Raw genomic sequence first — 24,748 nt, 5'->3', positions numbered from 1 at the left:
GCCCCCCTTAAAATGAAAGGTATTCTAGCTGATTATGCAGGCATTTTCGCAAGTAATTTTTTTATGTTTTTTTATAAAACAATTCGTGACAAAGTGTGGAAAAATTTATTAAAATTAATACCCCTCTTAAGATTTAATGGAATAGTGCATGCTTGGGCTCATCCAGCGGGTTTCTCATGCAGATGTTAGGGTCACGGGCCACACAGTGGGTACAATCGGGTTAGGCATCCTGGCACTCATTGGCGTTGAAAAAACAGATACGAGCCAAGAAGCGGAAAAACTGTTCCAGCGCATTCTCCAATATCGTATTTTTCCTGATGCAGCCGGCCGAATGAACCTGAGCCTTCAGGACATTCAGGGCGGACTCTTGCTAGTGCCCCAGTTTACCCTGGTTGCCGAAACCCATAAAGGCACCCGCCCGGGCTTTTCCAGAGGCATGCCGCCTGAAGAAGGCAAAAAGCTGTTCGCCTATCTGGTTGAGCACGCCCGTGCCCACTACCCGCATGTAGCAGCCGGTCAGTTTGGTGCGTATATGCAGGTGAGCCTTTGTAATGATGGACCGGTGACTTTTCTGCTGCACACTTAGTCTGCGAAAACCTTAGATTTTTGCCGTTATAGTGAGGGTATTTCAACTGGACTTTGGCCATTTTACAAAATGCCCAATAATGCTGTCATCCTGAGCGCAGCGAAGGATCCCGATGTACAAAAGGAGATCCTTCGCTGCGCTCAGGATGACAAAGCTGTGTCAGGTTAACAGCTGTGTCAGGTTAACAGCTGTGTCAGGATGACAATTCATGAATATCTCTCAAAAATGGCCAAAGACCAGTTCAATCCATGCTAAGATAATAGTGGATTTATTTTCAGAATCGATTAACACAACCCCTTGTTAGCCTCAAAGAAGCAATAGATCATGGATAAGTGATGACAACATCAAACGCCTATGATTTTATCATTGTTGGCGCAGGATCAGCAGGGTCAACGGCTGCCTATTATTTAGCTCAAAAAAATTATTCCATCCTGGTTCTAGAGCGAGGAAAAACACAAGAACAATATCCAGCTTCCTTCCCCGCTTCCCGCTGGGGCGAAAATTTTAATTCAGAAGCCGTATATGATTATTGCACCCAACCCCAATCAGGCCTGAACGGCAGATGCAATCTACTCGCTGCCGGACAGGTTACCGGCGGTGGCAGCACGATTAATTCCATGATGTACGCGCGCGGCAACCTGAATGACTATGTTGCTTGGAGTGAAAGTGAAGAATGGAGTCAGCCAAGGCTTGAGTCTTTATTTGAAGAAATCGAACAAATACTCAAGCCTGAATCCTTACCCGATAATGCTTTTACATCTGCCATCATCAAAGCTTGTGAAGCATCTGGCTTGGCTTACAACGCTAACTTTGAAAAAAGTGGCTATGTAGGGACCGGGCACTCGCTCACAACAACTATCCATGGAAACCGGCAGAGTACTGACACTGCTTTTTTAAAACCCGCCTTAACAACAGGAATGGTGGAGCTATTAACGGAGGCACATGTCCATCGAATTTTGTTTTCTGATAAAAAAGCCATGGGCGTCGAATACATTAAAGACGGACAAAAAAAGATTGCTTCTTTAAAGGATGAAGGTGAAATCATTCTGAGTGCAGGCGCGCTAGAGTCGCCTAAAATACTTATGCTAAGCGGCATTGGCCCAAAAGATATGCTCACCCAATTTAATATTCCAGAGGTGCATGTAAATGAGGAAGTTGGAAAAAACCTGGCAGACCAGCCTGACTGCCCCGTCAGTTTTATTGCCCTGAAGGATTTACCTAACGATAATAATCAAATCTCAATATGTGCCTTCGCAAAATCTTCCCTCAGTAAAGGTGAGTGCGATTTGCAATTGCTATTTATTCCTGGCGAAGTCAATCCTGAATTATTAGTTATGGGGTTACGTGGATTTCCCAATGTATTTATTCGTTATCGTTTATTACGCATATTAAGCAGAATAATTATTCGCTGGATGATCCGATTGTTTCCGTCGCTTAAACGCTTTTTAAAAAGAAGCTTTACCATTATGCCATGCGTCATGAAACCCAAAAGCCGAGGTAAAGTCACGCTACAATCAGCTAACCCACTTGATGATTTAAAAATCAACCCAAACTATCTGCATGAACAGCATGATAGACTCGTTTTAATGGAAGGCATTCAACTTGCCAGAAAAATTGCTCAACAATCCGCATTAAATGCCTGGCGCAAACGGGAGTTTCTGCCGGGCAAAATGGAGTTAAGCGACTATATAAACAGCTTTACTGGAACGACTTACCATTATGCAGGCACATGTGCGATGGGAAAAGTCGTGGATGAGAAACTGCGCGTAATCGGCATAGAAAATCTACGCGTAGCTGATGCGGCTATTATGCCATCCTTGCCTTTGGTTACTCCTAATGCCGCCTGCATTTTAATAGGATTGAATTTGGCTAGGATTATTTTTGATGGAGGGAGATGAAAAATCTGTCTATTGGATTGCGAGTATTGAACTTCCCCTTTTGGGTTTACTCTGTATTTAGCTTCAACTTTTTCGATATTAATGCCCACATTACCTAACTGGCCAATTATGTTATCAAATCTTCCAACAAGTTGAACACGTTATTACTTTAAGAGCTAGCTTTTGAAAGTTATATCTTATTAATTTTCAAAAAGTTGGCTCAATCAATGGCTATAACTCTTTCATTTAATTAAATATATTTCAAGTTAAGATAAAAGATTAGGTTAAGGCAAATACGCTATAATTTTTGTATAAATATTCTTAATAAATTAATACGCACAAAAACACTAAAACGAGAATAAGGGTGAGTTATGCTGAGAAATAAATTACCTACCAGAAAATTGGACGAAAGTTTTGCTGCTCCTGGCCCAATTCCCTCAATTCATTATGTCTGGGTGGGCAGACCATCACCATCTGATGCTGATCGCAAAACTGAAATAGGCCTCGAAAAAAAAGGTCATGATAGAGAGGGGCCTGAAGCGATGGCAAAAAAAAATAATGTAAATCCGATTTATTACTGGTGCCTGGATGATTATGTAAGCGATTATAAACAAATTTTTAATAAAAATAAAAACATCAAAGTTTTTTCGATTCAAAAATATGTCGAACAATATCTAAAAATGGCACAAAAAAATAGAGACGGAGAGGCTATTCTGATAGCACAGCAAATGCAAGAAATAATTAAATTTCACCTAAAAAATAAAGAGAGAGCCACTGTTCGTGACTTAGTTACAATTAAAGATGCTTTTACTTTATTTCTTCACGTGACAAAGGACGACCCGCAACATAAAACATTGAACGGTCCTCGTTATACTTTGGACACAAATGTTAAACCAAGGGAAGACATACAATCATTATCTTTACCTTATAGCACTAAATTTGCATATCCAAATTTAGAAGGCAGTATTAATGATTGTTGGGGAATTTACTCACCTGATATAAAGCCCCACATTCCATATCAAATCTGGAAAGGTTTTTTTAAAAAATGGAACGTCGCAATTGAATATTATAAAACCCATGGTCATACCTCCAAATATGAGGAACTTTTAGGATTGGCGATGGTTGGCACGATGGATGAGGTATGTGAGGATCGGCAGAATTATGGGGAAACTTGGCTTTGGGAAACTAATTATGAGGCTATCAGGAAAAAAGCCGAAAATGAATTTGAACAAGAATTTGGCGAACATGCCAAATTAACACAAGAAACGTCATTGACTAACTCTAATACTAAGAAAGAGGAAGAATCAACACCAATCCTGGTCTATGACTTAGATGTTGAAAAAGAATATTACAATACACATAAACGCCACCATCTTCCGGAATCGGTGAAGACTCCCAACCCAAAGCAAGCAAAAGAAGAGGTAGATGAAACAACAAGTAACAAAGTAACACCAAATCTAGCTACGCTTACTCCAAGAGAGGAAACTTTTTACAATGCGCTTATTGCTGCTAAAAATTATATTGAACTCCATCCCTGGGTTGTCAATTATGGAGGCAAACCTATTAATGTTGAAGCCAGAGAGGTAGTGGTTAAAAACAACACAATAAAAATTGAAGGCGGAAGTAAAACTGTCCCTACGACTATTTTTAAGCAATGGGAGATTATAAACGACGCATTAAATAATTACCAAAAAGGTAATTATCGCCCCAACTCTGGCGATCTAGAGGAAGGCACGCTTCAGCCGGGTACATTTGAAGTAGCCTTTAATAATATAACCTCAGTTATGGTTAAGCAATTGAGGACATCCAAAATTTACTTCTGCTGATAGACGGTTTTTTTGCTTTTAAACAGTAACCTGCTAAACCACTAACAAGATTAACCAGAAAATTTACCGGACTGCGATGTCGAGTATGCTCAATATGGCAGATAGATTTAAGTTGATCAATGACGGTTTCTACAATGCTTCGCTGATAAAGAAAAAATTTTTCGAACGCGCTTAGCATTTTTTTCTTCATGTTTTTTCTAACTTTCGTAATCAATTTTATGCCTCGTTTTGCAAGCGACTCCGCTAATTTTTTGCTGATGTATCCTTTATCGCCCGCACCAAAACCAGTTAATCCTTGCATTAATTTTTCAACAACTTCTCTATCATCAACATTTCCTTTTGTAATGCAAAAACTCATAATTTCTCCCTGGTGATTGATCGCTAAATGTAATTTGAATCCATAAAAAAAGCCTACAGAACAGTGTCCGCGTTCAGCAATGCCTTTAAAAACTTTATTTCTGTAAATTCGACGATTGTGGCATACAACCATTTTTGTAGAATCCAAATAATACAATCCGGTGTGTTTTCCTGTTCTTGATAGTACATACGCCGTTAGTGGTGCAAGCAACCTTGGCATGAGTGCAACAAAACGTGGATAGCTTACCGCTTTAGGAAATTCTCGAAAAAGTTGGCCTAACACACAATCCAGATAAAAATCCTTGAATGTGCGATAGTGGCTTAAGTGAAATAAAATCATGATCGTCATCATCTCGCTTTCACTTAATTCTGTTTTCCTCTGACGTTTGCCTTTAGGTAAGGGCAAAATTTTATTTGCAGATTCTTTTACATGGTTCTTGTAAAACTCATCAATATCACAGAAAATTTCAACGATCGGCGCTAGTAGCATTTTGACTCCATTCAAAACCTTGGGCGGTTAAAAATGGCAAAATTTACCAAGCGCCTTTCTTATTTTCAATCTTTTCAAAAAGTTAAAATTCGCTTATCCATAACTGAGGTTAATATAAGCAAAATCGCAGAAAAAGCTTTAGAGGCTGCTGATAATCACGCAAAAAGTACTAAGTTTTTTGATATATTAGCTGACAAAGCTAATATTCTGAATATCGGTAAGCGTGCTGAAGATACGACTGAATACTTAAAGTTATTTGATCGCCTTGGTGCCGCAGTTTCCGAAGAGCTTAATCTACGAATAGCGCAAAATTTTAATAATCGACAACGTGCACATCAATAACCAGCGATAGATTAGACGGCCGGTTGAACTTCATTGCGAGCGTAACGGAAGCAATCCAGGTTTTTCGGCGCTGGTTGTTGGGAAGCATTGTAATAACATCTCATAAACTGGGCTTTGGGCATTTTACAAAATACTCAATAATGCTGTCATCCTGAGAGCATTTTTTGCTCGAAGGATCTCCCGATAACAAAAGGAGATCCTTCGCTTCGCTCAGGATGACAGTTTTGTGAATGCTTTTCAAAAATGGTCAAGTCCAGATAAAGATCAAACCATTACAGCGATGACAGGTTTTTATATGGCAGGCGTGTCCGCCAGGCGATAAACTTTGGCAGCGGTGGACCCATAAAACAAAAAACCCCGGTTGAGTTAATCAGCCGGGGTTTTTTCGAATTAGAGCCTGGCGATGACCGACTTTTGCGTAGTTAAAACCACACTATCATAGGCGCTAAATGGTTTCACTTCTGAGTTCGGGATGGGATCAGGTGGTACCCACTTGCTCTGGTCGCCAGGCAAAATACGGTTGTAAGATTGCGATTCACTGTCACCCCGCACTCGTTGCGGGGCAAAACGACTTGGGTGTTATATGGTCAAGTCTCACGGTCAATTAGTACTGGTTAGCTGAACGCATTACTGCGCTTTCACACCCAGCCTATCAACGTCTTGGTCTTAAACGGACCTTGAGGGGCCTTGCGGCCCGTGAGATCTCATCTTGGGGCAAGCTTCCCGCTTAGATGCTTTCAGCGGTTATCTTTTCCGTACTTAGCTACCCGGCAATGCCACTGGCGTGACAACCGGAACACCAGAGGTACGTTCACTCCGGTCCTCTCGTACTAGGAGCAACTCCCCTCAAATCTCAAACGCCCACGGCAGATAGGGACCGAACTGTCTCACGACGTTCTAAACCCAGCTCGCGTACCACTTTAAATGGCGAACAGCCATACCCTTGGGACCGGCTTCAGCCCCAGGATGTGATGAGCCGACATCGAGGTGCCAAACACCGCCGTCGATATGAACTCTTGGGCGGTATCAGCCTGTTATCCCCGGCGTACCTTTTATCCGTTGAGCGATGGCCCTTCCATACAGAACCACCGGATCACTAGAACCTACTTTCGTATCTGCTCGACCCGTCAGTCTCGCAGTTAAGCACACTTTTGCTCTTATACGCATTGCGCGATGTCCGACCGCGCTGAGTGTACCTTCGTACTCCTCCGTTACTCTTTGGGAGGAGACCGCCCCAGTCAAACTACCCACCATGCACTGTCCCCATCCCGGATTACGAGATTAGGTTAGAGCCCCAAGCATTTCAGGGTGGTATTTCAAGGTCGGCTCCACCTGAGCTAGCGCCCAGGTTTCAAAGCCTCCCACCTATCCTACACAGAAACGCTCAAAGTCCAGTGCAAAGCTATAGTAAAGGTGCACGGGGTCTTTCCGTCTTGCCGCGGGTACACTGCATCTTCACAGCGATTTCAACTTCACTGAGTCTCGGGTGGAGACAGTGTGGCTATCGTTACGCCTTTCGTGCAGGTCGGAACTTACCCGACAAGGAATTTCGCTACCTTAGGACCGTTATAGTTACGGCCGCCGTTTACCGGGGCTTCGATCGAGAGCTTTGTCTTGCGACTAACCCCTTCACTTAACCTTCCGGCACCGGGCAGGCGTCACACCCTATACTTCCTCTTTCGAGTTCGCAGAGTGCTGTGTTTTTAATAAACAGTCGCAGCCACCGATTCTTTGCAACCCCTTCACGCTCCAGCCGCAGGGCCTTCACCTAAAGAGGCACACCTTCTCCCGAAGTTACGGTGTCAATTTGCCTAGTTCCTTCACCCGAGTTCTCTCAAACGCCTTAGTATTCTCAACTTGTCCACCTGTGTCGGTTTGCGGTACGGTTCACAGACTTTCATCGCTTAGTGGCTTTTCCTGGAAGCTTAGCATCAGCTACTTCTCTCATACCGAAGTATAAAATCGTCATCACATCTCAGCATATGAACGGCCGGATTTGCCTAACCGTTCTGCCTACTTGCTTAAACTGGGATATCCAACACCCAGCTAGCCTAGCTTTCTCCGTCCCCACTTCGCTCCAGTCTACAAGTACAGGAATATTAACCTGTTTCCCATCAGCTACGCTTCTCAGCCTCACCTTAGGGACCGACTCACCCTGCGCCGATTACCGTTGCGCAGGAAACCTTGGACTTCCGGCGTGCGGGTTTTTCTCCCGCATTATCGTTACTCATGTCAGCATTCGCACTTCTGATACCTCCAGCAACCCTCTCAGGTCACCTTCACAGGCTTACAGAACGCTCCTCTACCACTCACACTTACGTGTGAATCCGTAGCTTCGGTGGATAGTTTTAGCCCCGTTACATCTTCCGCGCAGGCCGACTCGACCAGTGAGCTATTACGCTTTCTTTAAAAGATGGCTGCTTCTAAGCCAACTTCCTGGCTGTCTCTGCCTTCCCACATCGTTTACCACTTAACTATCTCTTCGGGACCTTAGCTGACGGTCTGGGCTTTTTCCCTCTTCACGACGGACCTTATCACCCGCCGTGTGTCTCCTGTATTATCCGCTGCGGTATTCGGAGTTTGCATCGGTTTGGTAGGACTATCACGTCCCCCTAGCCGGCACAGTGCTCTACCCCCACAGCTTAAAATACAAGGCACTACCTAAATAGCTTTCGAGGAGAACCAGCTATCTCCGAGCTTGTTTAGCCTTTCACTCCAATCCACAACTCATCCCCTACTTTTTCAACAGTAGTGGGTTCGAGCCTCCAGAACGTGTTACCGTCCCTTCACTCTGGTCATGGATAGATCGCCCGGCTTCGGGTCTAATAACGCCGACTTAACGCCCATTTCGGACTCGGTTTCCCTTCGCCTCCCCTATACGGTTAAGCTCGCCAACGCTATTAACTCGCTGACCCATTATACAAAAGGTACGCAGTCACAAGGCTTGCGCCCTGCTCCTACTGCTTGTACGCACACGGTTTCAGGTTCTATTTCACTCCCCTCTCCGGGGTTCTTTTCGCCTTTCCCTCACGGTACTGGTTCACTATCGGTCAGTAAGGAGTATTTAGCCTTGGAGGATGGTCCCCCCATCTTCAAACAGGATTTCTCGTGTCCCGTCCTACTTCTCGAACGCTTGCACATCACATCTTTTAATCTACGGGGCTATCACCCTCTGCGGCTGACCTTTCCAGGTCATTCAAATAAGATAGCGATGCTTTCCACGTTCAGGCTCTTTCCCTTTCGCTCGCCACTACTTGGGAAATCTCGGTTGATTTCTTTTCCTATAGGTACTTAGATGTTTCAGTTCCCTACGTTCGCTTCGCTGACCCTATGTATTCAGGCCAGGATGATACGATCTCTCGTATCGGGTTTCCCCATTCAGATATCCTCGGATCAATGCTCGTTGCCAGCTCCCCGGGGCTTTTCGCAGGCTGCCACGTCTTTCGTCGCCTCTTACTGCCAAGGCATTCACCATGTGCGCTTAATTTCTTGACCATATAACCCTAAGTCGTCTTACTCATACGCTCGCGCGCATCAGCTTAACTTCCAGCGTCATACTCGTCATCCCGCATTCTTTGCGGGTGTGCTGACTCTCACACAAGTAACACCCAGTTTTGTACATCTTCATGTACAGTGTACTTCGCTTCTTACAACCATTTTGTTAAAGAACTTTCTGTCTCGTCTAGAGATCAGAACATAACCTTCTCTTTCTCGAGAACCTTATCTTCAAATCTCTCTTCACCCTGGAGCCAGTCGGGATCGAACCGACGACCCCCTGCTTGCAAAGCAGATGCTCTCCCAGCTGAGCTATGGCCCCAACTTCAACCTTTACTCTTCTTCACCCTTCCACTTAGTTAGTGGGCCTGGGTGGACTTGAACCACCGACCCCACGCTTATCAAGCGTGTGCTCTAACCAACTGAGCTACAGGCCCCTTTCTATAACTCATGGGGCTTTGCTAGCCCATCTCTACAACTTTATTTAACAAGATCTTAAAAGAGTGACTTATGTGCGCGCCTATTCCGAGTCGTATGCATCTACATTTGCCTTTCGGCTGGCTGCTTTCGCAGCAATAATAGTAAGGAGGTGATCCAGCCACAGGTTCCCCTACGGCTACCTTGTTACGACTTCGTCCCAGTCATGAATCATACCGTGGTAGGCGTCACCCTTTCGGTTCAACTACCCACTTCTGGTACCATCCACTCCCATGACGTGACGGGCGGTGTGTACAAGGCCCGGGAACGTATTCACCGCGACGTTGCTGATTCGCGATTACTAGCGATTCCAACTTCATGGAGTCGAGTTGCAGACTCCAATCCGGACTACGAGACGCTTTCTGAGATTGGCTCCCCCTCGCGGGTTGGCTACCCTCTGTACGCCCCATTGTAGCACGTGTGTAGCCCTACCCATAAAGGCCATGATGACTTGACGTCGTCCCCGCCTTCCTCCGGTTCCTCACCGGCAGTCTCCTTAGAGTCCCCAACTTAATGCTGGCAACTAAGGACAAGGGTTGCGCTCGTTACGGGACTTAACCCAACATCTCACAACACGAGCTGACGACAGCCATGCAGCACCTGTCTCTGCGTTCCTTTCGGCACTCCCAACTCTCATCGGGATTCGCAGGATGTCAAGGGTAGGTAAGGTTCTTCGCGTTGCATCGAATTAAACCACATGCTCCACCGCTTGTGCGGGCCCCCGTCAATTCCTTTGAGTTTCAACCTTGCGGCCGTACTTCCCAGGCGGAAGACTTATCGCGTTAGCTTCGATACTGCTTGGTTCCCCAATCAACATCTAGTCCTCATCGTTTACAGCGTGGACTACCAGGGTATCTAATCCTGTTCGCTCCCCACGCTTTCGCACCTCAGCGTCAGTATTGGGCCAGGTGACTGCCTTCGCCATTGACGTTCCTTCCGATCTCTACGCATTTCACCGCTACACCGGAAATTCCATCACCCTCTCCCATACTCCAGATCAGTAGTTTGCGATGCGCTTCCCAGGTTAAGCCCGGGGCTTTCACATCACACACACTCATCCGCCTACGCGCCCTTTACGCCCAGTAACTCCGATCAACGCTTGCACCCTCTGTATTACCGCGGCTGCTGGCACAGAGTTTGCCGGTGCTTATTCTGTCGGTACCGTCAATGTGCATGAATTATCCTCATACACACTTCTTCCCAACCTAAAGAGCTTTACGACCCGAAGGCCTTCTTCACTCACGCGGCATCGCTGGATCAGGGTTGCCCCCATTGTCCAAGATTCCCCACTGCTGCCTCCCGTAGGAGTCTGGGCCGTGTCTCAGTCCCAGTGTGACTGGTCGTCCTCTCAGACCAGTTACCGATCATCGCCTTGGTGAGCTCTTACCCCACCAACTAGCTAATCGGACGCAGGCCTCTCTGGAAGCGCCACCCCGCAACAAGTGCGGGGCAGCTTTGCTCTCTCGAGTTTACGCGGTATTAGCCAAAGTTTCCCTTGGTTATCCCCCTCTCCCAGGCAAGTTCCTACGTGTTCCTCACCCGTCCGCCGCTCGTCAGCAATCTGTATTGCTACAGATCCTGTTACCGCTCGACTTGCATGTGTTAGGCGTGCCGCCAGCGTTCAATCTGAGCCAGGATCAAACTCTCCACTTCTTGAAACTCTTCGCCATAGAAATAAATCTACAGCTAATTCTCTCCTTGCATTACCTTCTCAGGTAAGCGCGCACATATCTCACTCTTTCATCTTGTTAAAGAACTTTTACCGCTTGAGAGGGCGCATTCTACCCGTTCTCTGTTTTGTGTCAACACTAAAAATATAAAAATTTTAATTTTTTTTATTCCAGCGTTACTTTTGCAAAGCGACGCTTACCAACCTGTAAAATAATTGTCTTTTTATCTTCAAACAGTACATTTCTATCCTGAATCCGTTCACCATCCACGCGCACAGCACCTTGTTGAATAAGGCGGTTTGCCTCTGAAGCGCTCTCTGCTAGTCCGGCGGATTTGATCACGGCAGCAATAGACATCCCTTTTTCACCCATAGCGAGTTTTACTTCAGGCATCTCTTCAGGCAGCTGACCTTTCTGAAATTGCGCCACAAAATTTTCCCGCGCTTGCCTGCCGGCCTGTTCGCCGTGGAAACGGCCCGCTATTTCTTCTGCTAATAGGAATTTCACATCCCGCGGATTCATGCCTTCATTGACCGCGTCACGGAGCTTCCTGACCTCAGCCAATGAGCGGAAGCTGATGAGCTCATACCAAAGCCACATCGTTTCATCCGAAATAGACATCACCTTACCGAAAATCTGGTCAGGCGACTCACTAATACCGATATAGTTGCCCACCGACTTGGACATTTTCTTCACCCCATCCAGCCCGGGCAATAAAGGCAATGTAATGATGATTTGAGGTTTTTGATTAAAGTGTTTCTGCAGCTCCCTGCCCATCAGAAGATTAAATTTCTGGTCGGTGCCGCCGAGCTCAATGTCCGATTGCATGGCAACAGAGTCATAACCCTGCAGCAGCGGATAAAGGAACTCGTGGATAGCGATTGGCTGGCCGGTCGTATAACGCTTATGAAAGTCGTCTCGCTCCAGCATACGGGCAACGGTATAAGTAGAAGCCAAGCGGATTAAATCTGCCGATGTCAATTTATTCATCCACGCTGAGTTAAACATGATCTGCGTTTTTGCCGGATCCAGAATTTTAAAAACCTGTTTTTGGTAAGTCTGCGCGTTTTCCTGCACCTGCTCACGTGAAAGCGGCGGCCGTGTTTCATTTTTTCCGGAAGGATCACCGATCATGCCGGTAAAGTCACCGATTAAAAATTGCACCTCGTGGCCCAGATCCTGAAACTGCCTCAGCTTGTTTAATACAACGGTATGGCCGAGATGCAAATCCGGCGCAGTGGGATCACAACCTAGCTTCACGCGCAGAGGCCTGCCGGACTTCAGTTTCTCAATTAATTCTTCTTCAACAAGGATTTCTTCTGTTCCTCGACGAATGATCGATAAAGCTTCATCAATCGTTGCCATCAAATACATCTCCGCTTTTTAGCAAATCATTTTTAAAAGGAAGCCGAAATTATGGCACAATACCCAATGCAAGCAGAAAGGTTTTATATTCCCGCACATTCCGTAGTTCGTATCTTGAGAAGAGGCCTCTAATGACAGAAAGCAAAGCGGATACCGAATTTTATATAGGATTAATGTCAGGCACGAGCGCTGATGGTATTGATGCGGCACTGGTTGATTTTGAGACCGCTATCCCTCGCGTGATAGCGACCCATTATGCGCCTTATTCTCAAGCTATTCGCGATCAAATTCTGGCACTATGCCAAAGAGGAGAAGATGAGATAGAACGCCTGGGCGAGCTCGACGTTATACTGGGGCAAGCATTTGCACAAGCCGCCAATGACTTATTGAAACAGCACGCCATTTCTGCCGCTTCCATCAAGGCCATTGGCAGCCACGGGCAAACCATCCGTCACTACCCAGACCGGCCTTATCGATTCAGCCTGCAAATTGGTGACCCCAACACGATTGCCTCCTTGACCGGTATCACAACCATTGCCGATTTCCGCCGCAAAGATATGGCGTTTGGCGGCCAAGGCGCGCCGCTTGTGCCCGCATTTCATCAGCAAGTGCTGGCTTCAACTGACACGAATCGTGTGATAGTCAATATTGGAGGCATCGCCAATATCACGCTGCTTGCGCAAGCAAAAGAAATGCCTGTTTTTGGATTTGATACGGGTCCAGGCAATATACTCATGGATGCCTGGATTGAGGCACATCATCAGGCTACCTATGATCAACAGGGCAAATGGGGCAAACAGGGAAATGTGCATGCCGACCTGGTCAAACAAATGCTATCTGATCCCTATTTTCATTTGCCGCCTCCCAAAAGTACCGGGCGGGAATATTTCAATTCCGCCTGGCTGCACAAGCAATTACTGATTTATGGCAAGGCCATTTCAGCTGTGGATGTGCAGGCAACGCTTGCTGAATTAACAGCAGTGAGCATTCTTGAAGCCATTCAGCGCTATTTTTCTAGTGGCGAAATACTGGTCTGCGGCGGAGGAGCACACAATGCTTTTCTAATGCAGCGCATGCAAACACTTGCTGCGCCGCATTTCACAGTAGCCTCGACTAAAGCTTATGGCATTGATCCTGACTGGATGGAAGCGACGGCCTTCGCCTGGCTCGCAAAACAAACCCTGCATCGCCAACCCGGCAACCTGCCGAGTGTTACCGGCGCAAAACAGGCTGCGATTTTGGGTGGCATTTATTACAGTGCATAAATCACGTCGTCAAAAGCAGCAAGGCTTTAAATAATCCTGATTTGTGCCCTTACTAGCGCTTTTGTATAACCCTTGGATCCGGTTGCTTTATGTTCGCTGTTTGTTGCTGGATGGAGTTCACCGGCTGTGGGGCTGTGTTAACCGGTTGCTGGATTGTATTGACTGGTTGCCGGCTAAGGTCACGAGAAAACAGTAAAGATGTAGTAGAGTCACGATAAAATCGGGGCTGAGCCTGCACCTGCTCCAGGTTGGGAGGCAAAGGAGATTCTGTGCGCTCAGAATGATTCATACCGAAACCAGAATGCTGGTACGGAGGCGCCGAATGAGTGAAAGGCACGCTTTGAGGCGGCGCTATAAAGTTCTGGAAAGTATATGGCAAACCATACTGATATGGCATGCCATACTGATGCATTGAGGACGGCGGATAGAATACGCCATGCTGCGGATACTGTCTCTGGCTCGGAGAGAGAGAAGGCTGCTGATAGGGCGCAAAATTTGGTGGCATATACGGCATTTGCGGATATTGCTGGGGATACTGCGTCGTGCAATAGGGATTCTGTTGATGTTCAATATCCTGCGACGGATAGGGGAAAAAAGTAGCAGGCGTTGTCTCTTGGACGGGATAAAAATTACCTGAATTGTAATAATCAAACTCCGTATACTGGCATTCATTAAGCTGATATGGGTCTTGCTCAAATTCGGTTGAAAGCGCCTGCGTTTCGGAATATTCGGAATATTCGGAATATTCCGGTTCCTGATATTTCTCTTCTTCGTATTTCTCTTCGGCGTATTTCTCTTCTTGATATTCCAGATAAGTCTGCTCTTCCGAAGCCATGAGGTGTTCGGAAAACGCATTTGATACCATTTCATTTGAAACCAAATCAGGTGTTGAGGTACAAACAGTCTTTGTGGCCTTGGTTAAGCTCGGCGTCTCCTTTAACAGAGGCATCGCGGAGTGAATTTCAGACAAGACAGATGCACCCAATGGAAGCCCCTGTGGCGTCGTTTTTTCGACCTTCTTTTCGACCTTCTTATAGATGCATGCCGCTCGCACTTTGCTCTCTCGCGTACGATGCTGTTCAGAGAAAGAAGACTTGCGTGATACATCGCTCCTTCCCAAGCGCCGATCCGATTCAGTCTTTTTTAACGAGCTATCTTCACCTTTCAAATTTGAAATAAAATCCCGCAATCTTTGAGAAGTGAGCAATTTTCCAGTTTTGGTAATGCAAAAATCATTTACATTGACCCGCAACACTTCATAGCCATTCTTTGTCATGATGAAATCACGGACACGATCTTCTCTCAGCTGATTAAATGTGCAAGTAAAGTTAGGTCTTTTATAATAGTGGTCCAACCCATCGTATTCTACATTGACCCTTTTGCCTGTTTTCTGATTAAATATCAGTAAATCCGCACTCATACCCGCGACAGCTTTCTGCTCCATTGTAATCTTAATAAACTGCTGATCCTTGAACTGCTCAGTTAAATAAAGGAACAAGTTCTTTTGAGGTTCTGAAATCGTGTTTTCATCATTGAATTCCACATAAGAAGAAAGATACTTTACATTATCTTCGCCCATCGAATAACCATAAAAAGCCACAGCCATCAGCAGGAACCGGGCAAATTTAACATCTTTTAGGTTATTATTTTGAAACCGCTCGGCAGAATTGGAGTAGAACATTTTCTCAATTACCGTTGTATCTGCTGCGCCTTTCCTCTTCGACGATTTGCTTGTTTCATTGGATTGCAGTAACTTCGCCCGATCAAGACAGGCTTTAACAATTTTCTCCGGGATTTTACTGCTGGGATAGGATGTATCATGCAAACAGCAGGCATACAGAATAATGGAAAGATTATTTTGATCTGTTCCATTAATAAAAAGCTCCGTACAAACACGTTCAAGCGATTCACGAATGCTAATGCCTGCTCGCGCACAAATTAATAATTGCTCGCTCAGCGCCTGTAAAGTCACCGTAGACTTGATATGTGCGAAACAAAGCAAAGACGCTATCCTGGTCTTATCCCGCCCCATGATGGCAAATTGCATTTCGTTAATGTTGCGTAATATATTGATAATGAATTTATGCTGCGTGGAAGCATTTTTAGGATTCGGCTGATAATAAGATAAAAAATCGCTTAGCGCATCCAGAAGGCCAGACATATCAGGCTTCTTCTTAGTATTGTTTAATCCGCCCGCTTTCCGAAAGACATTCATTTTATTAAATGCCAGATCCAGCGCGATCAGCATCTCGTAATGACCCAGATGGGTCTTCAATTTATTTCTTAGCTTGTTAACTAACTCGGCGACCTCAGGGATGTCTTTGCAAATACTCAGCTGTTGAGTGTGCTCCCGAATGGAATATAACTCAAACTTGCCTTGTAATTTACTGAATTCAGACGATGCTATTTTTTGGTCATCCTGTTTGCCCGTCCTATTCAGACCAATTTGTTCGCAAATTTGCAATAACTCTGTAATTTGTGCAGCAGAAAAATTGGCCAGCACTCTATCATTAGCAATGTCTATTATCACAGGCAAAACCGGCATTTTAAACAACAAACAAAGCTTAATATCTTCAATGACCGTTGCTGACCCGCTTAAATCCAGCAGCGCTCCCATGTTCTTCATCAGCCCTGTACTCAAATCGAAAAATTTCATTTGCTGCAGGGAACTTAAAATTGAAAGAACATAAACATGCGCTTCATGGATACCCTTTGGATTCGCGTCTTGGATATAAGCCGTCAAAAATGAAGCGAAGACTTTCAAGCTTGCTAATAGCTTTTGGTTATTATCTTTTCCGCCCTTCTCTTTCTGTATAATGGCCAGACATTTAAAAGTTTCATCACACAACTTTAATGCCTTTCCGTTAAATTGCAATTTCCCACTGATATCAGAAAACCTCTCTGCCACCTCTGCGAAACTGGCTTCATCGGAATGAATGTCCGAAAGGTATTGAGTCAGCATTTCTTCATATTGAATCATCGAGTTATGCTGCGCGCGTATTTTCAAGGCTGAATCTATTTCAACCTGCTTCTTTTTCACGCTTGCTGTAACGTTTTCCATTTCTTTAGAAAGAGAGGAATTAAGCGCTTCAAGTATCTTAAGCTGCCTTCTGATTTCCCCGGGCACGCTGTCTTGATACTCTTGCATGACGGCACCGGTAACACCGGCAATCGCCTTAACCACCTCGGCAGCCTGCTGTACCGTTCTATTTTTTTTCTTTTCCAGGTTGGCAAACTTCTTTTTCAGTGAACCCAGCCTCTCGTCCTGACTGTCAAAATCTCCCGCCAACTCCCAAGTAAAACATAGCTCTCTCACTTCATTGCTAATAGACGCCATCTCTCTGGTTCGACCGCGCGCCTGCTCTGTCAGCTGGTCTAATCGGCCCATTAGGCTCTCTTCTTTTTCCAGCCTCGAGATCGCCTTATCAATCTCATCGAGTAATTCTCTTCTCTGGGCCTGCTTATAAATTTCTTTTAATTCTTCATTGCATTGATTCAGTGTATTCAAATACTTATCTTTGCTATTCCCCAACTTAAGCAAAAACGCATCGTTTTGCTCGCGCAAATGTTTCATCTTAACGATAAGCGTTTCGACTTTTGTTTCATCGTCTTCAATTAAAGCTTCCGTCGAAGAGATAGCAGCTTCAAGTGTTTTTATTTTATTCTTTATTTCAGCAAGAATAGCTTCTGCCGGATTCTCAACAGGATGCGAGGAACCCAAAAGCGCATCTTTTAGCTTAAAAATCGAATAGCGGGCTTGATATTTTTCTGCCTCTACAAACATCTCTTTCCATTTTTTTTTCTCCTCACCGGACCACTCCAATAATTTAGCGATCAGGGCAAGATCACTTTCTTTTGGTAAATTTGCCAAAATTAATTTAAGCTGATTCACTTGGCTCTGTATTTTTCTTAATTCTTCTTTTGCATGCCGTTTGCTTTCTTCCAAACGGGCCAAGTCCTCTGTGATTTCATTCGTTTTTATTTTGTATTCGTCTTCTAGCTCTGCGATTGCCTCAGCTATTTCGCTGTCTATTTTGTCGTGCGCAATCGTTTTTTCTATTGCAGATACATTATTTAATATTTTCTTGGTTTGCTCTGCAATTTCCGAGCGCAGTTGCAATAACGTATCCTTCCGTAAGTTTTTCTTGACACTGGAATGATCAGAGTGGATATCAGTTAATGATTTGCTCAGTTTTTTTAACTCGTGGAGAGCACCAAGGCATTTCTCATTAAAACTATCTGCCTTTTGAAACAAGTCAGGCTTGCCCGTTGCTTTGGCGCTTTTTTTGTGACGGTTATACATTGAAATCTCGTTTGCTGTGTGTGTTATTTCAGCATTAAATGCTATTATTTTTTTGGGTCTTTAGACTTTAATAATTTTAAAAATCTCAATATGATGTGAAGTGTGATTATAAAACTTGAATATTAATAAAATATTAACCAATTCATGCCAGGAAAGGTCGCCTAATCTATAGTTTTTGTACCATTAAGACAAGCAAAATAAGGGGAAAATGATCATGTTAAGCGGAGAAAAACCAGCGATCGCTTCTTCAATAGACGGTAAATTCGTGCTAAAAAACAAATCATTAGATGACGAATGGCTAAACACCCTGCTTTCCCTCAATCCGGTTTATCTGGACCTCAGCAATAATGACCTCTTTGGTTTTTTGTCTTCAACTGCCTTGGCAATTTTGGAAACAGGGCGGCTTCAGGTCTTGAACTTGGCTCAAAACAAACTCAATTTCAGCAGTATGCGACAGTTGGCTTGGGCATTACGGAAAAATACATCGTTAAAAGAGTTAGATGTTTCAGGGAACAGTCTTGGCAGTGACGGCGCAAGCTGCCTGCTTAATGCTATTGCCCGTAATCCCAACACGGGATTAGAATCGCTCAATCTTGCTGACAACGCGATAGACAGCATAGATCGCAATATTATCAATTCTTTCATTTCATACAACAAAACCCTTAAGGTACTGACCCTGGACAATAATGCGCTTGACACTCCCTCAAGCGATGACCTGACCCTCACCACACTCTTAAGTGCTCTTGCAGTCAATGACACACTGATTAAACTTTCGCTACGAAATATCAACCTGCAATACCCTCATTTTCAGGCCATGATAAGCGGTTTATCCTCAAATAATTCTCTTCAAGAGCTTGATCTGAGCGGCTCGCTGTCGAATCTTTCACACCACGCCATCGGCTGTTTACTGCAAACGCTTAACGCTAAACATAGCTTTACTCTCAATCTGGGTACCATTAGCCAATCACTTGCTAGCTACCTTACCGATAATATTCCGCTGCTTCGTGCGGTAAAATTAAATGCAACAAGTCCAGATTGGTCCTTAAACAAAAAATTACAGCAGTATTGCCAGCCTACGCCTGCAAAAAGGCACGCTGAATTATTCAGGTCATGGGATGAATATAGACAAAAGGATAATTACAATAACGTTATTGTATTTCAGCCTCCTGCTCTCCTTAAATGAAAAACCTAAAAGTAATCATGCCAGCTTGCGCTGGCATGATACGTTAGACTTTCCCATATTCTTCACCTTTCTCTAACCAGCGCCTCATCAAGGGCTGAATAATTTCGTCATGCTGCTTTATAATAAAATCGGCCGCTTCGTGAACGATAGGTAATATTTCGCTGTCCCGGATTAAATCGGCCACCTTAAAAGCAAGATCGCCGGTTTGCCTCGTACCCAACACTTCTCCAGGACCGCGCAGCTCTAGATCACGCTGCGCAATGTGAAAGCCATCTGTTGTCTCTCGCATCACTGTCAACCGCTCTTTAGCAAGCGCTGACAAAGGCGGCTGATACAGCAAAACACAATGGCTCGCCACCGCACCCCTGCCTACCCTGCCCCTTAACTGGTGTAATTGGGATAGTCCAAGGCGTTCTGCATTCTCAATGACCATGACACTCGCATTGGGCACGTCCACGCCCACCTCAATCACGGTCGTCGCAACCAGCAGCTTTGTCTCTCCCTGCTGAAATAAGCGCATTGCTCCTTCTTTTTCCTCAGCACGGAGGCGTCCGTGTATCAATCCTATTTTTATTTCGGGCAGTTGTTGTTGTAACATTTCGGCAGTACGGGTTGCTGCCTGGCAATTGAGTACGTCGGACTCTTCGATAAGCGGGCATACCCAATAAACCTGCCGGCCTTCCTCGCAGGCTTCGCGAATGCGCGCAATGACTTCTTCGCGCCGGGCATTCGTCATGACACTTGTCATGATAGGTGTTCTGCCGGGGGGTAATTCATCAATAACAGAAACATCCAGGTCCGCATAAAAACTCATCGCGAGCGTCCGGGGTATGGGTGTTGCAGTCATCACCAGCTGGTGCGGATAATAATCAGCCTGGATGCCTTTCTGGCGAAGCAAGGCGCGCTGGTGCACACCAAAGCGGTGCTGCTCATCAACCACTACCAACGCAAGACGGGAAAAAGTAACCGCCTCCTGAAACAATGCATGAGTTCCTAAAATAACTTGCGCCTCGCCGCGTTCAATCGATTTTAGTGCAGAAATTCTTGCCCGTGATTTCACATTGCCCGAGAGAAAAGCCATTTTTATACCCAACGGCGCAAGCCAGCGCCTAAATACGCGATCATGCTGCTCAGCCAGCAGTTCTGTAGGGGCCATCATCGCTGCCTGATAACCATTTTCTACCGCTTGCAGCATGGCATATGCCGCGATCACTGTTTTGCCTGATCCAACATCCCCCTGTACCAGCCGCAGCATAGGGTGAGCCTGATTAAGGTCTTGCCTGATTTCGGCGATGACCCGTTGTTGGGCTTGAGTAAGTTGAAAAGGTAAACTTTTGAGAAATTTCTCTGACAATTTTTCGGAGCGTCCAAAAGGCAAACTGCCTTGTGCCTGAAAACGATGCTTGACCTGCAACAAGCTGATGCGGTGCGCTAAAAGTTCTTCAAATGCCAGTCTTTTTTGCGGAAGCGTTTTATTCTCAACTAAGTGTGAGACAGGAATATCGCGGGGCGGCCTGTGCACGAACCGTAACGCTTCTTTTAAAGTAGGCATGCTCAGTTTTTGCAGTACCGCAAGCGGCAGCAGCTCAACAAAAGATGGCTCATTTTCCATCCAGGCCAGCGCGTTGGTTGTTAACTTTCTTAGCGTATATTGGCTAAGCCCTTCCGTGGCGGGATAAATAGGCGTTAAATGCGGATCGACAGGTTGAAACTTATCCTGAATGATGACCTGAAACTCAGGATGGATCATTTCGAGCCCTTTTGGCCCTTGCCGCACTTCATGATAACAGCGTAACCGGGCACCAGGCTTCAGTATATCGGACTGAAACGGCAATACGTGAAAAAAACGCAGCCAAATAGATCCGGTTTCATCTTTCAATTCGCATAACAACTTCGTACGGCCCTGACGCGGGGTTGAAACCGCTTTTACGACGCCCTCAACCACGGCTTCATGGCCTGGCAGCAGCTGCCGTATAGCCTGGATTTGCGTACGGTCCTGATAACGAGAAGGCAAGTGAAAAAGAAGATCTTGAACAGAATGGATATCTAACCGTGCAAGGTGCTTGGCAATCTGCTTGCCCACCCCCCGCAAACGAAAGGGAGCAACGCTGGGTGTTTTTTCTTTTTTGGAGCGCAAAAAATAAAATCTCCTTTTTGGGTGATTATACAAAAATAAATCGCCACAGTATCCTTCTATGTCATCCCGCACTTTCCGCTCTGTCATCCCGCACTTGTTGCGGGATCCGGTATCAAAAAATGAAAATACATTATTTTTTAATATACCGGACCCCGCAACAAGTGCGGGGTGACAAGGTACAGAGGCAAGTGCTGGGGTGGCGAGGCAGTGCCGGGGTGGCAGGGAATAAGAGTCAAGGGCTTTTGTCAGGGTGATAGTGGGTTCGGCACGGGCTGGGTTAAGAACCTGCCAGCCCGCTAACTTATAGAATTATTCAAAAATTTTTTTTCCGGAATTGAAAAAAAAAACCAGAGCATGTATAAATGCGCCTTCAGTTCCAATGCCGAGGTGGTGGAATTGGTAGACACGCAGGTTTCAGATGCCTGTGGGGGAAACCCCGTGGAGGTTCAAGTCCTCTCCTCGGCAATAAACGGATCTAACTCTACGCTTTCAAAGGGATGCCGTAACAAAATCGTATCCTTTCTATCCGATCCCGTCGAAACGATATCAATAGGAACCCCTGCCAGCTTTTCGATATGTAAAAGATATTTTTGTGCGTTAACAGGCAACTCATTGAAATGACGGATATGCGCAGTGGACTCCTGCCAGCCGGGCAATTCCTCATAGATGGGTTCACACGCAGCAAACAAATCACTTTCAACCGGCGGGTAATGGCATTCTTTCCCATGCAATCGGTAACCCGTGCAAATTTTTACAGTGGGCAGACCGTCCAGCACATCCAGCTTGGTGACACAAAGTCCTGAAAAACTGTTTAATTCAATCGAGCGGCGCAGGATGACGATGTCGAGCCAGCCGCAGCGTCGAGGCCGGCCGGTCACAGATCCAAATTCATTGCCGCGCTCAGCCAGCTGTTTTCCTACCTCGTCCTTTAATTCGGTCGGAAACGGCCCTGAACCCACGCGGGTGGTATAGGCTTTAGTGATCCCCAAAATATAATTGAGATTTCGCGGTCCATAACCACTTCCCACAGAAGCTGCGCCAGCAATGGTGTTAGAAGAAGTCACAAAAGGATAAGTTCCATGATCCACGTCCAGTAGAGTGCCTTGCGCGCCTTCAAACATAATGTTTTTACCTTCCGTCCGATATTGGGAAAGCAACGCAACTACATCTGCACACATGGGTTTTAAACGCGGAACCATCCTTAGCAGGTTATCCAGAAGAGGCCGGAATTCAATAACCTCATGGCCATGGTAGTGTTGCAGGATAAAATTATGATAATTCAGTACTTCTTCCAGCTTCTCGCTGAGACGTTTTTCATCAAACAAGTCGCCAAATCGCAATGCGCGGCGCGCCACCTTGTCTTCATAAGCGGGCCCAATGCCGCGGCCTGTTGTGCCAATGGCGGATTTGCCTTTCGCCGTTTCGCGCGCTCGGTCCAACGCCACATGGTAGGGCAGAATAAGCACGCAAGCTTCGCTGATACGCAAGCGCTCGGTCACAGGAATACCGCGTGATTCCAGCTCTTCGATTTCTTCCAGCAAGGCAGTGGGTGAAAGCACGACGCCATTTCCAATAAGGCACTTGGCATGCGAATGCAAAATACCAGAAGGGATCAGGCGCAGGATGGTTTTTTGACCATCTATCATCAGTGTATGCCCCGCATTATGGCCGCCTTGAAAACGCACGACGACCTCCGCCTGCTCCATGAGCATATCCACGATCTTGCCTTTACCTTCATCGCCCCATTGACTACCTAAAATGACAACGCTTTTACCCATATGTTTTTCCATATGTCAGTTCTCTTCTAAAAAAGATCATGTGCAATAACAACCAACGCGAGACCAACCAGCATGCTGACTAGCCCCATCACGCGCAATGTTCGATCGCTCTGGATAATAACTTGCTGCATCACCCGTCGCCAGAATGACGGGGATAAAAACGGCAGGATCCCCTCAAAAACAAAGAGTAACCCTAAAGCACTCAGAAATATAGACCACATCATGCAATCGTCTCCTCTTATAATTTGGGCATGATGGAACAGCAAGCCTGTATATTAATGAAAAAGCTTCTCTAACTCCACCCGGGGCAGGCGAATGCGAAGATGATAGTTACCTTCCTCATCAATTCTTTCTTCCATCACGGCGGAACGCCGGTATAGCGTAGCCCGCAACCCAGCCTGATGGGGGGACAAAATAAGTTCGCGCTCAACGATTTCTTTGGCCAGCCTTTCACTAATAGCCAGCGACAACTCCGTCATGCCTGTTCCCATATAGGCTGAAATCAGTATCCGCCTGATCTGACCCCATTCATCGCGCTCAATGCCGGGCGATAAGCCGGGGCATAAATCAATCTTGTTATAAACTAACACCCTGGGTACTTCTTCCGCGTGAATACTATCAAGCACTTGCTCGACTTGCTCGATGTGAGTATTTTTCTGTTCATCACTTGCGTCCACTACATGCAGCAGCAGATCCGCTTCGCTCACTTCTTCCAGTGTAGCCTGGAAGGCTTCTACCAGATCGTGCGGAAGATGGCGTATAAAACCTACCGTATCAGCCAGTATTACCGGGCCAATTTCCGGGAAATCAACGCGGCGCAAGGTAGGGTCAAGCGTAGCAAATAACTGATCCGCCACATACACGGTAGCGCCCGTCAGCCGGTTAAACAGCGTAGACTTTCCGGCATTGGTATAGCCAACCAGAGCAACGGTAGGCACAATCGCCTTCCGGCGGGCACGTCTTCCGAGCTCGCGCTGTTTGCGCAATTTGGCGAGCCTTGCAGTGATGACCTTAATTTTATTACGTATTAACCGTCTGTCGGTTTCCAACTGGGTTTCACCCGGACCACGCAGACCAATACCGCCCCGTTGCCGCTCAAGGTGAGTCCAGCCTCGTACTAGCCGGGTAGAAAGGTGTCTGAGCTGGGCAAGCTCTACCTGGAGCTTTCCTTCAAAGCTGCGTGCGCGCTGGGCAAAAATATCCAGAATGAGGCCAGTGCGATCCAGAACACGGCACTTTAGCAATTGCTCCAGGTTCCGTTCCTGTGCCGGCGACAGGTTATGGTTAAAAATGACGAGTTCGATCTTGTTAGCGGCGACTTTATCGCGAATTTCTTCCGCCTTGCCTGAACCCACAAAATACTTGGACTCCGGCACCCTTCGCGTGCACGTAACCACCTCAATAGTGGCGGCGCCTGCAGAAGCAGCCAGTTCCCGGAATTCATCAAGGTCTTCTTCCATTTTCCCGATGGGAAAATGGACATGGACTAATAAAACGCGTTCTCCGCCAGAAGGGCGATCGTTCAACGTATCTCCTCGCAATATATAATGCCGCTCTGCTGCTAAACACGAGCGTTTTCTACTAGTTGTGTCATCCC

Annotated in this window: 13 protein-coding genes, 3 tRNA genes and 3 rRNA genes; 7 read left to right on the top strand and 12 right to left on the bottom strand. The window is 45.9% G+C overall.

Features of this window, described 5'->3' with window-relative positions:
* Positions 1 to 148 precede the first annotated feature (148 nt).
* The 3 genes from dtd to AQUSIP_RS02080 all read left to right on the top strand — a co-directional run bounded on the left by dtd (position 149) and on the right by AQUSIP_RS02080 (position 4,289).
* Positions 149 to 586 carry a D-aminoacyl-tRNA deacylase gene (dtd, locus tag AQUSIP_RS02090; protein ID WP_114834087.1) on the top strand — a complete coding sequence of 146 codons (438 nt, stop codon included), beginning with the start codon at positions 149 to 151 and terminating at the stop codon, positions 584 to 586.
* Between the two features lie 335 nt (positions 587 to 921).
* Positions 922 to 2,484 carry a GMC family oxidoreductase gene (locus tag AQUSIP_RS02085; RefSeq protein WP_114834088.1) on the top strand — a complete coding sequence of 521 codons (1,563 nt, stop codon included), beginning with the start codon at positions 922 to 924 and terminating at the stop codon, positions 2,482 to 2,484.
* Positions 2,485 to 2,834: 350 nt separating this feature from the next.
* On the top strand, positions 2,835 to 4,289 hold the full coding sequence (locus AQUSIP_RS02080; protein ID WP_114834089.1) for a hypothetical protein: 1,455 nt from the start codon (positions 2,835 to 2,837) through the stop codon (positions 4,287 to 4,289).
* On the opposite strand, the gene AQUSIP_RS02075 is transcribed toward AQUSIP_RS02080, so the two are convergent.
* On the bottom strand, positions 4,252 to 5,136 hold the full coding sequence (locus tag AQUSIP_RS02075; RefSeq protein ID WP_148326070.1) for an IS982 family transposase: 885 nt from the start codon (positions 5,134 to 5,136) through the stop codon (positions 4,252 to 4,254). The genes AQUSIP_RS02080 and AQUSIP_RS02075 overlap by 38 nt on opposite strands.
* Positions 5,137 to 5,169: 33 nt before the next feature.
* Between AQUSIP_RS02075 and AQUSIP_RS02070 the strand changes: the two genes are divergently transcribed.
* Positions 5,170 to 5,478, top strand: a complete 309-nt coding sequence (locus AQUSIP_RS02070; RefSeq protein WP_148326079.1) for a hypothetical protein — start codon at positions 5,170 to 5,172, stop codon at positions 5,476 to 5,478.
* Between the two features lie 395 nt (positions 5,479 to 5,873).
* Here the strand turns inward: AQUSIP_RS02070 and rrf are convergent.
* From rrf to tyrS, 6 genes are all read right to left on the bottom strand, one after another.
* Positions 5,874 to 5,988, bottom strand: a 5S ribosomal RNA gene (gene rrf, locus AQUSIP_RS02065).
* Between the two features lie 73 nt (positions 5,989 to 6,061).
* A 23S ribosomal RNA gene (locus AQUSIP_RS02060) occupies positions 6,062 to 8,973 on the bottom strand.
* Positions 8,974 to 9,222: 249 nt separating this feature from the next.
* Positions 9,223 to 9,295: transfer RNA gene (locus AQUSIP_RS02055), tRNA-Ala, on the bottom strand.
* Between the two features lie 41 nt (positions 9,296 to 9,336).
* Positions 9,337 to 9,410, bottom strand: a tRNA-Ile gene (locus tag AQUSIP_RS02050).
* Between the two features lie 145 nt (positions 9,411 to 9,555).
* Positions 9,556 to 11,103 (bottom strand): 16S ribosomal RNA (locus AQUSIP_RS02045).
* Together the 16S, 23S and 5S rRNA genes with 2 tRNA genes alongside form the textbook arrangement of a ribosomal RNA operon.
* A 182-nt stretch (positions 11,104 to 11,285) precedes the next feature.
* Positions 11,286 to 12,485 (bottom strand): tyrosine--tRNA ligase, encoded by a 1,200-nt coding sequence (gene tyrS, locus AQUSIP_RS02040; RefSeq protein ID WP_114834889.1) that lies wholly within the window; start codon positions 12,483 to 12,485, stop codon positions 11,286 to 11,288.
* A gap of 131 nt (positions 12,486 to 12,616) precedes the next feature.
* Between tyrS and AQUSIP_RS02035 the strand changes: the two genes are divergently transcribed.
* Entirely contained in the window at positions 12,617 to 13,750 is a 1,134-nt protein-coding gene (locus AQUSIP_RS02035) for an anhydro-N-acetylmuramic acid kinase (RefSeq protein WP_114834888.1), read from the top strand.
* A gap of 52 nt (positions 13,751 to 13,802) precedes the next feature.
* On the opposite strand, the gene AQUSIP_RS02030 is transcribed toward AQUSIP_RS02035, so the two are convergent.
* On the bottom strand, positions 13,803 to 18,053 hold the full coding sequence (locus AQUSIP_RS02030; RefSeq protein WP_114834887.1) for a hypothetical protein: 4,251 nt from the start codon (positions 18,051 to 18,053) through the stop codon (positions 13,803 to 13,805).
* A 214-nt stretch (positions 18,054 to 18,267) separates the two neighbouring features.
* On the opposite strand from AQUSIP_RS02030, the gene AQUSIP_RS02025 reads away from it, so the two are divergent.
* Complete coding sequence (locus tag AQUSIP_RS02025; protein ID WP_170131848.1) at positions 18,268 to 19,236, top strand: leucine-rich repeat domain-containing protein; 969 nt, start codon at positions 18,268 to 18,270, stop codon at positions 19,234 to 19,236.
* Positions 19,237 to 19,279: 43 nt separating this feature from the next.
* On the opposite strand, the gene recG is transcribed toward AQUSIP_RS02025, so the two are convergent.
* On the bottom strand, positions 19,280 to 21,373 hold the full coding sequence (gene recG / locus AQUSIP_RS02020; protein ID WP_232058617.1) for an ATP-dependent DNA helicase RecG: 2,094 nt from the start codon (positions 21,371 to 21,373) through the stop codon (positions 19,280 to 19,282).
* A gap of 381 nt (positions 21,374 to 21,754) precedes the next feature.
* Here recG and AQUSIP_RS02015 point away from each other — a divergent pair.
* A tRNA-Leu gene (locus AQUSIP_RS02015) sits at positions 21,755 to 21,838 on the top strand.
* On the opposite strand, the gene AQUSIP_RS02010 is transcribed toward AQUSIP_RS02015, so the two are convergent.
* The 3 genes from AQUSIP_RS02010 to hflX are packed head-to-tail and all read right to left on the bottom strand — an operon-like array spanning position 21,820 to position 24,677.
* Positions 21,820 to 23,151, bottom strand: coding sequence for an adenylosuccinate synthase (locus AQUSIP_RS02010; RefSeq protein WP_114834893.1), 1,332 nt, complete (start codon positions 23,149 to 23,151; stop codon positions 21,820 to 21,822). The two genes, AQUSIP_RS02015 and AQUSIP_RS02010, sit on opposite strands and share 19 nt — an antisense overlap.
* A gap of 26 nt (positions 23,152 to 23,177) precedes the next feature.
* Positions 23,178 to 23,375 (bottom strand): DUF2065 domain-containing protein, encoded by a 198-nt coding sequence (locus AQUSIP_RS02005; RefSeq protein ID WP_197737811.1) that lies wholly within the window; start codon positions 23,373 to 23,375, stop codon positions 23,178 to 23,180.
* 51 nt (positions 23,376 to 23,426) lie between these two features.
* Positions 23,427 to 24,677 (bottom strand): ribosome rescue GTPase HflX, encoded by a 1,251-nt coding sequence (hflX, locus tag AQUSIP_RS02000; RefSeq protein WP_114834884.1) that lies wholly within the window; start codon positions 24,675 to 24,677, stop codon positions 23,427 to 23,429.
* Between the last annotated feature and the right edge of the window lie 71 nt (positions 24,678 to 24,748).

This window comes from Aquicella lusitana, from assembly GCF_902459475.1.
Classification (GTDB): domain Bacteria; phylum Pseudomonadota; class Gammaproteobacteria; order DSM-16500; family DSM-16500; genus Aquicella; species Aquicella lusitana.
Note: the sequence above shows the minus strand (reverse complement) of the source record. Positions and strands in the feature narration are given on the sequence as shown.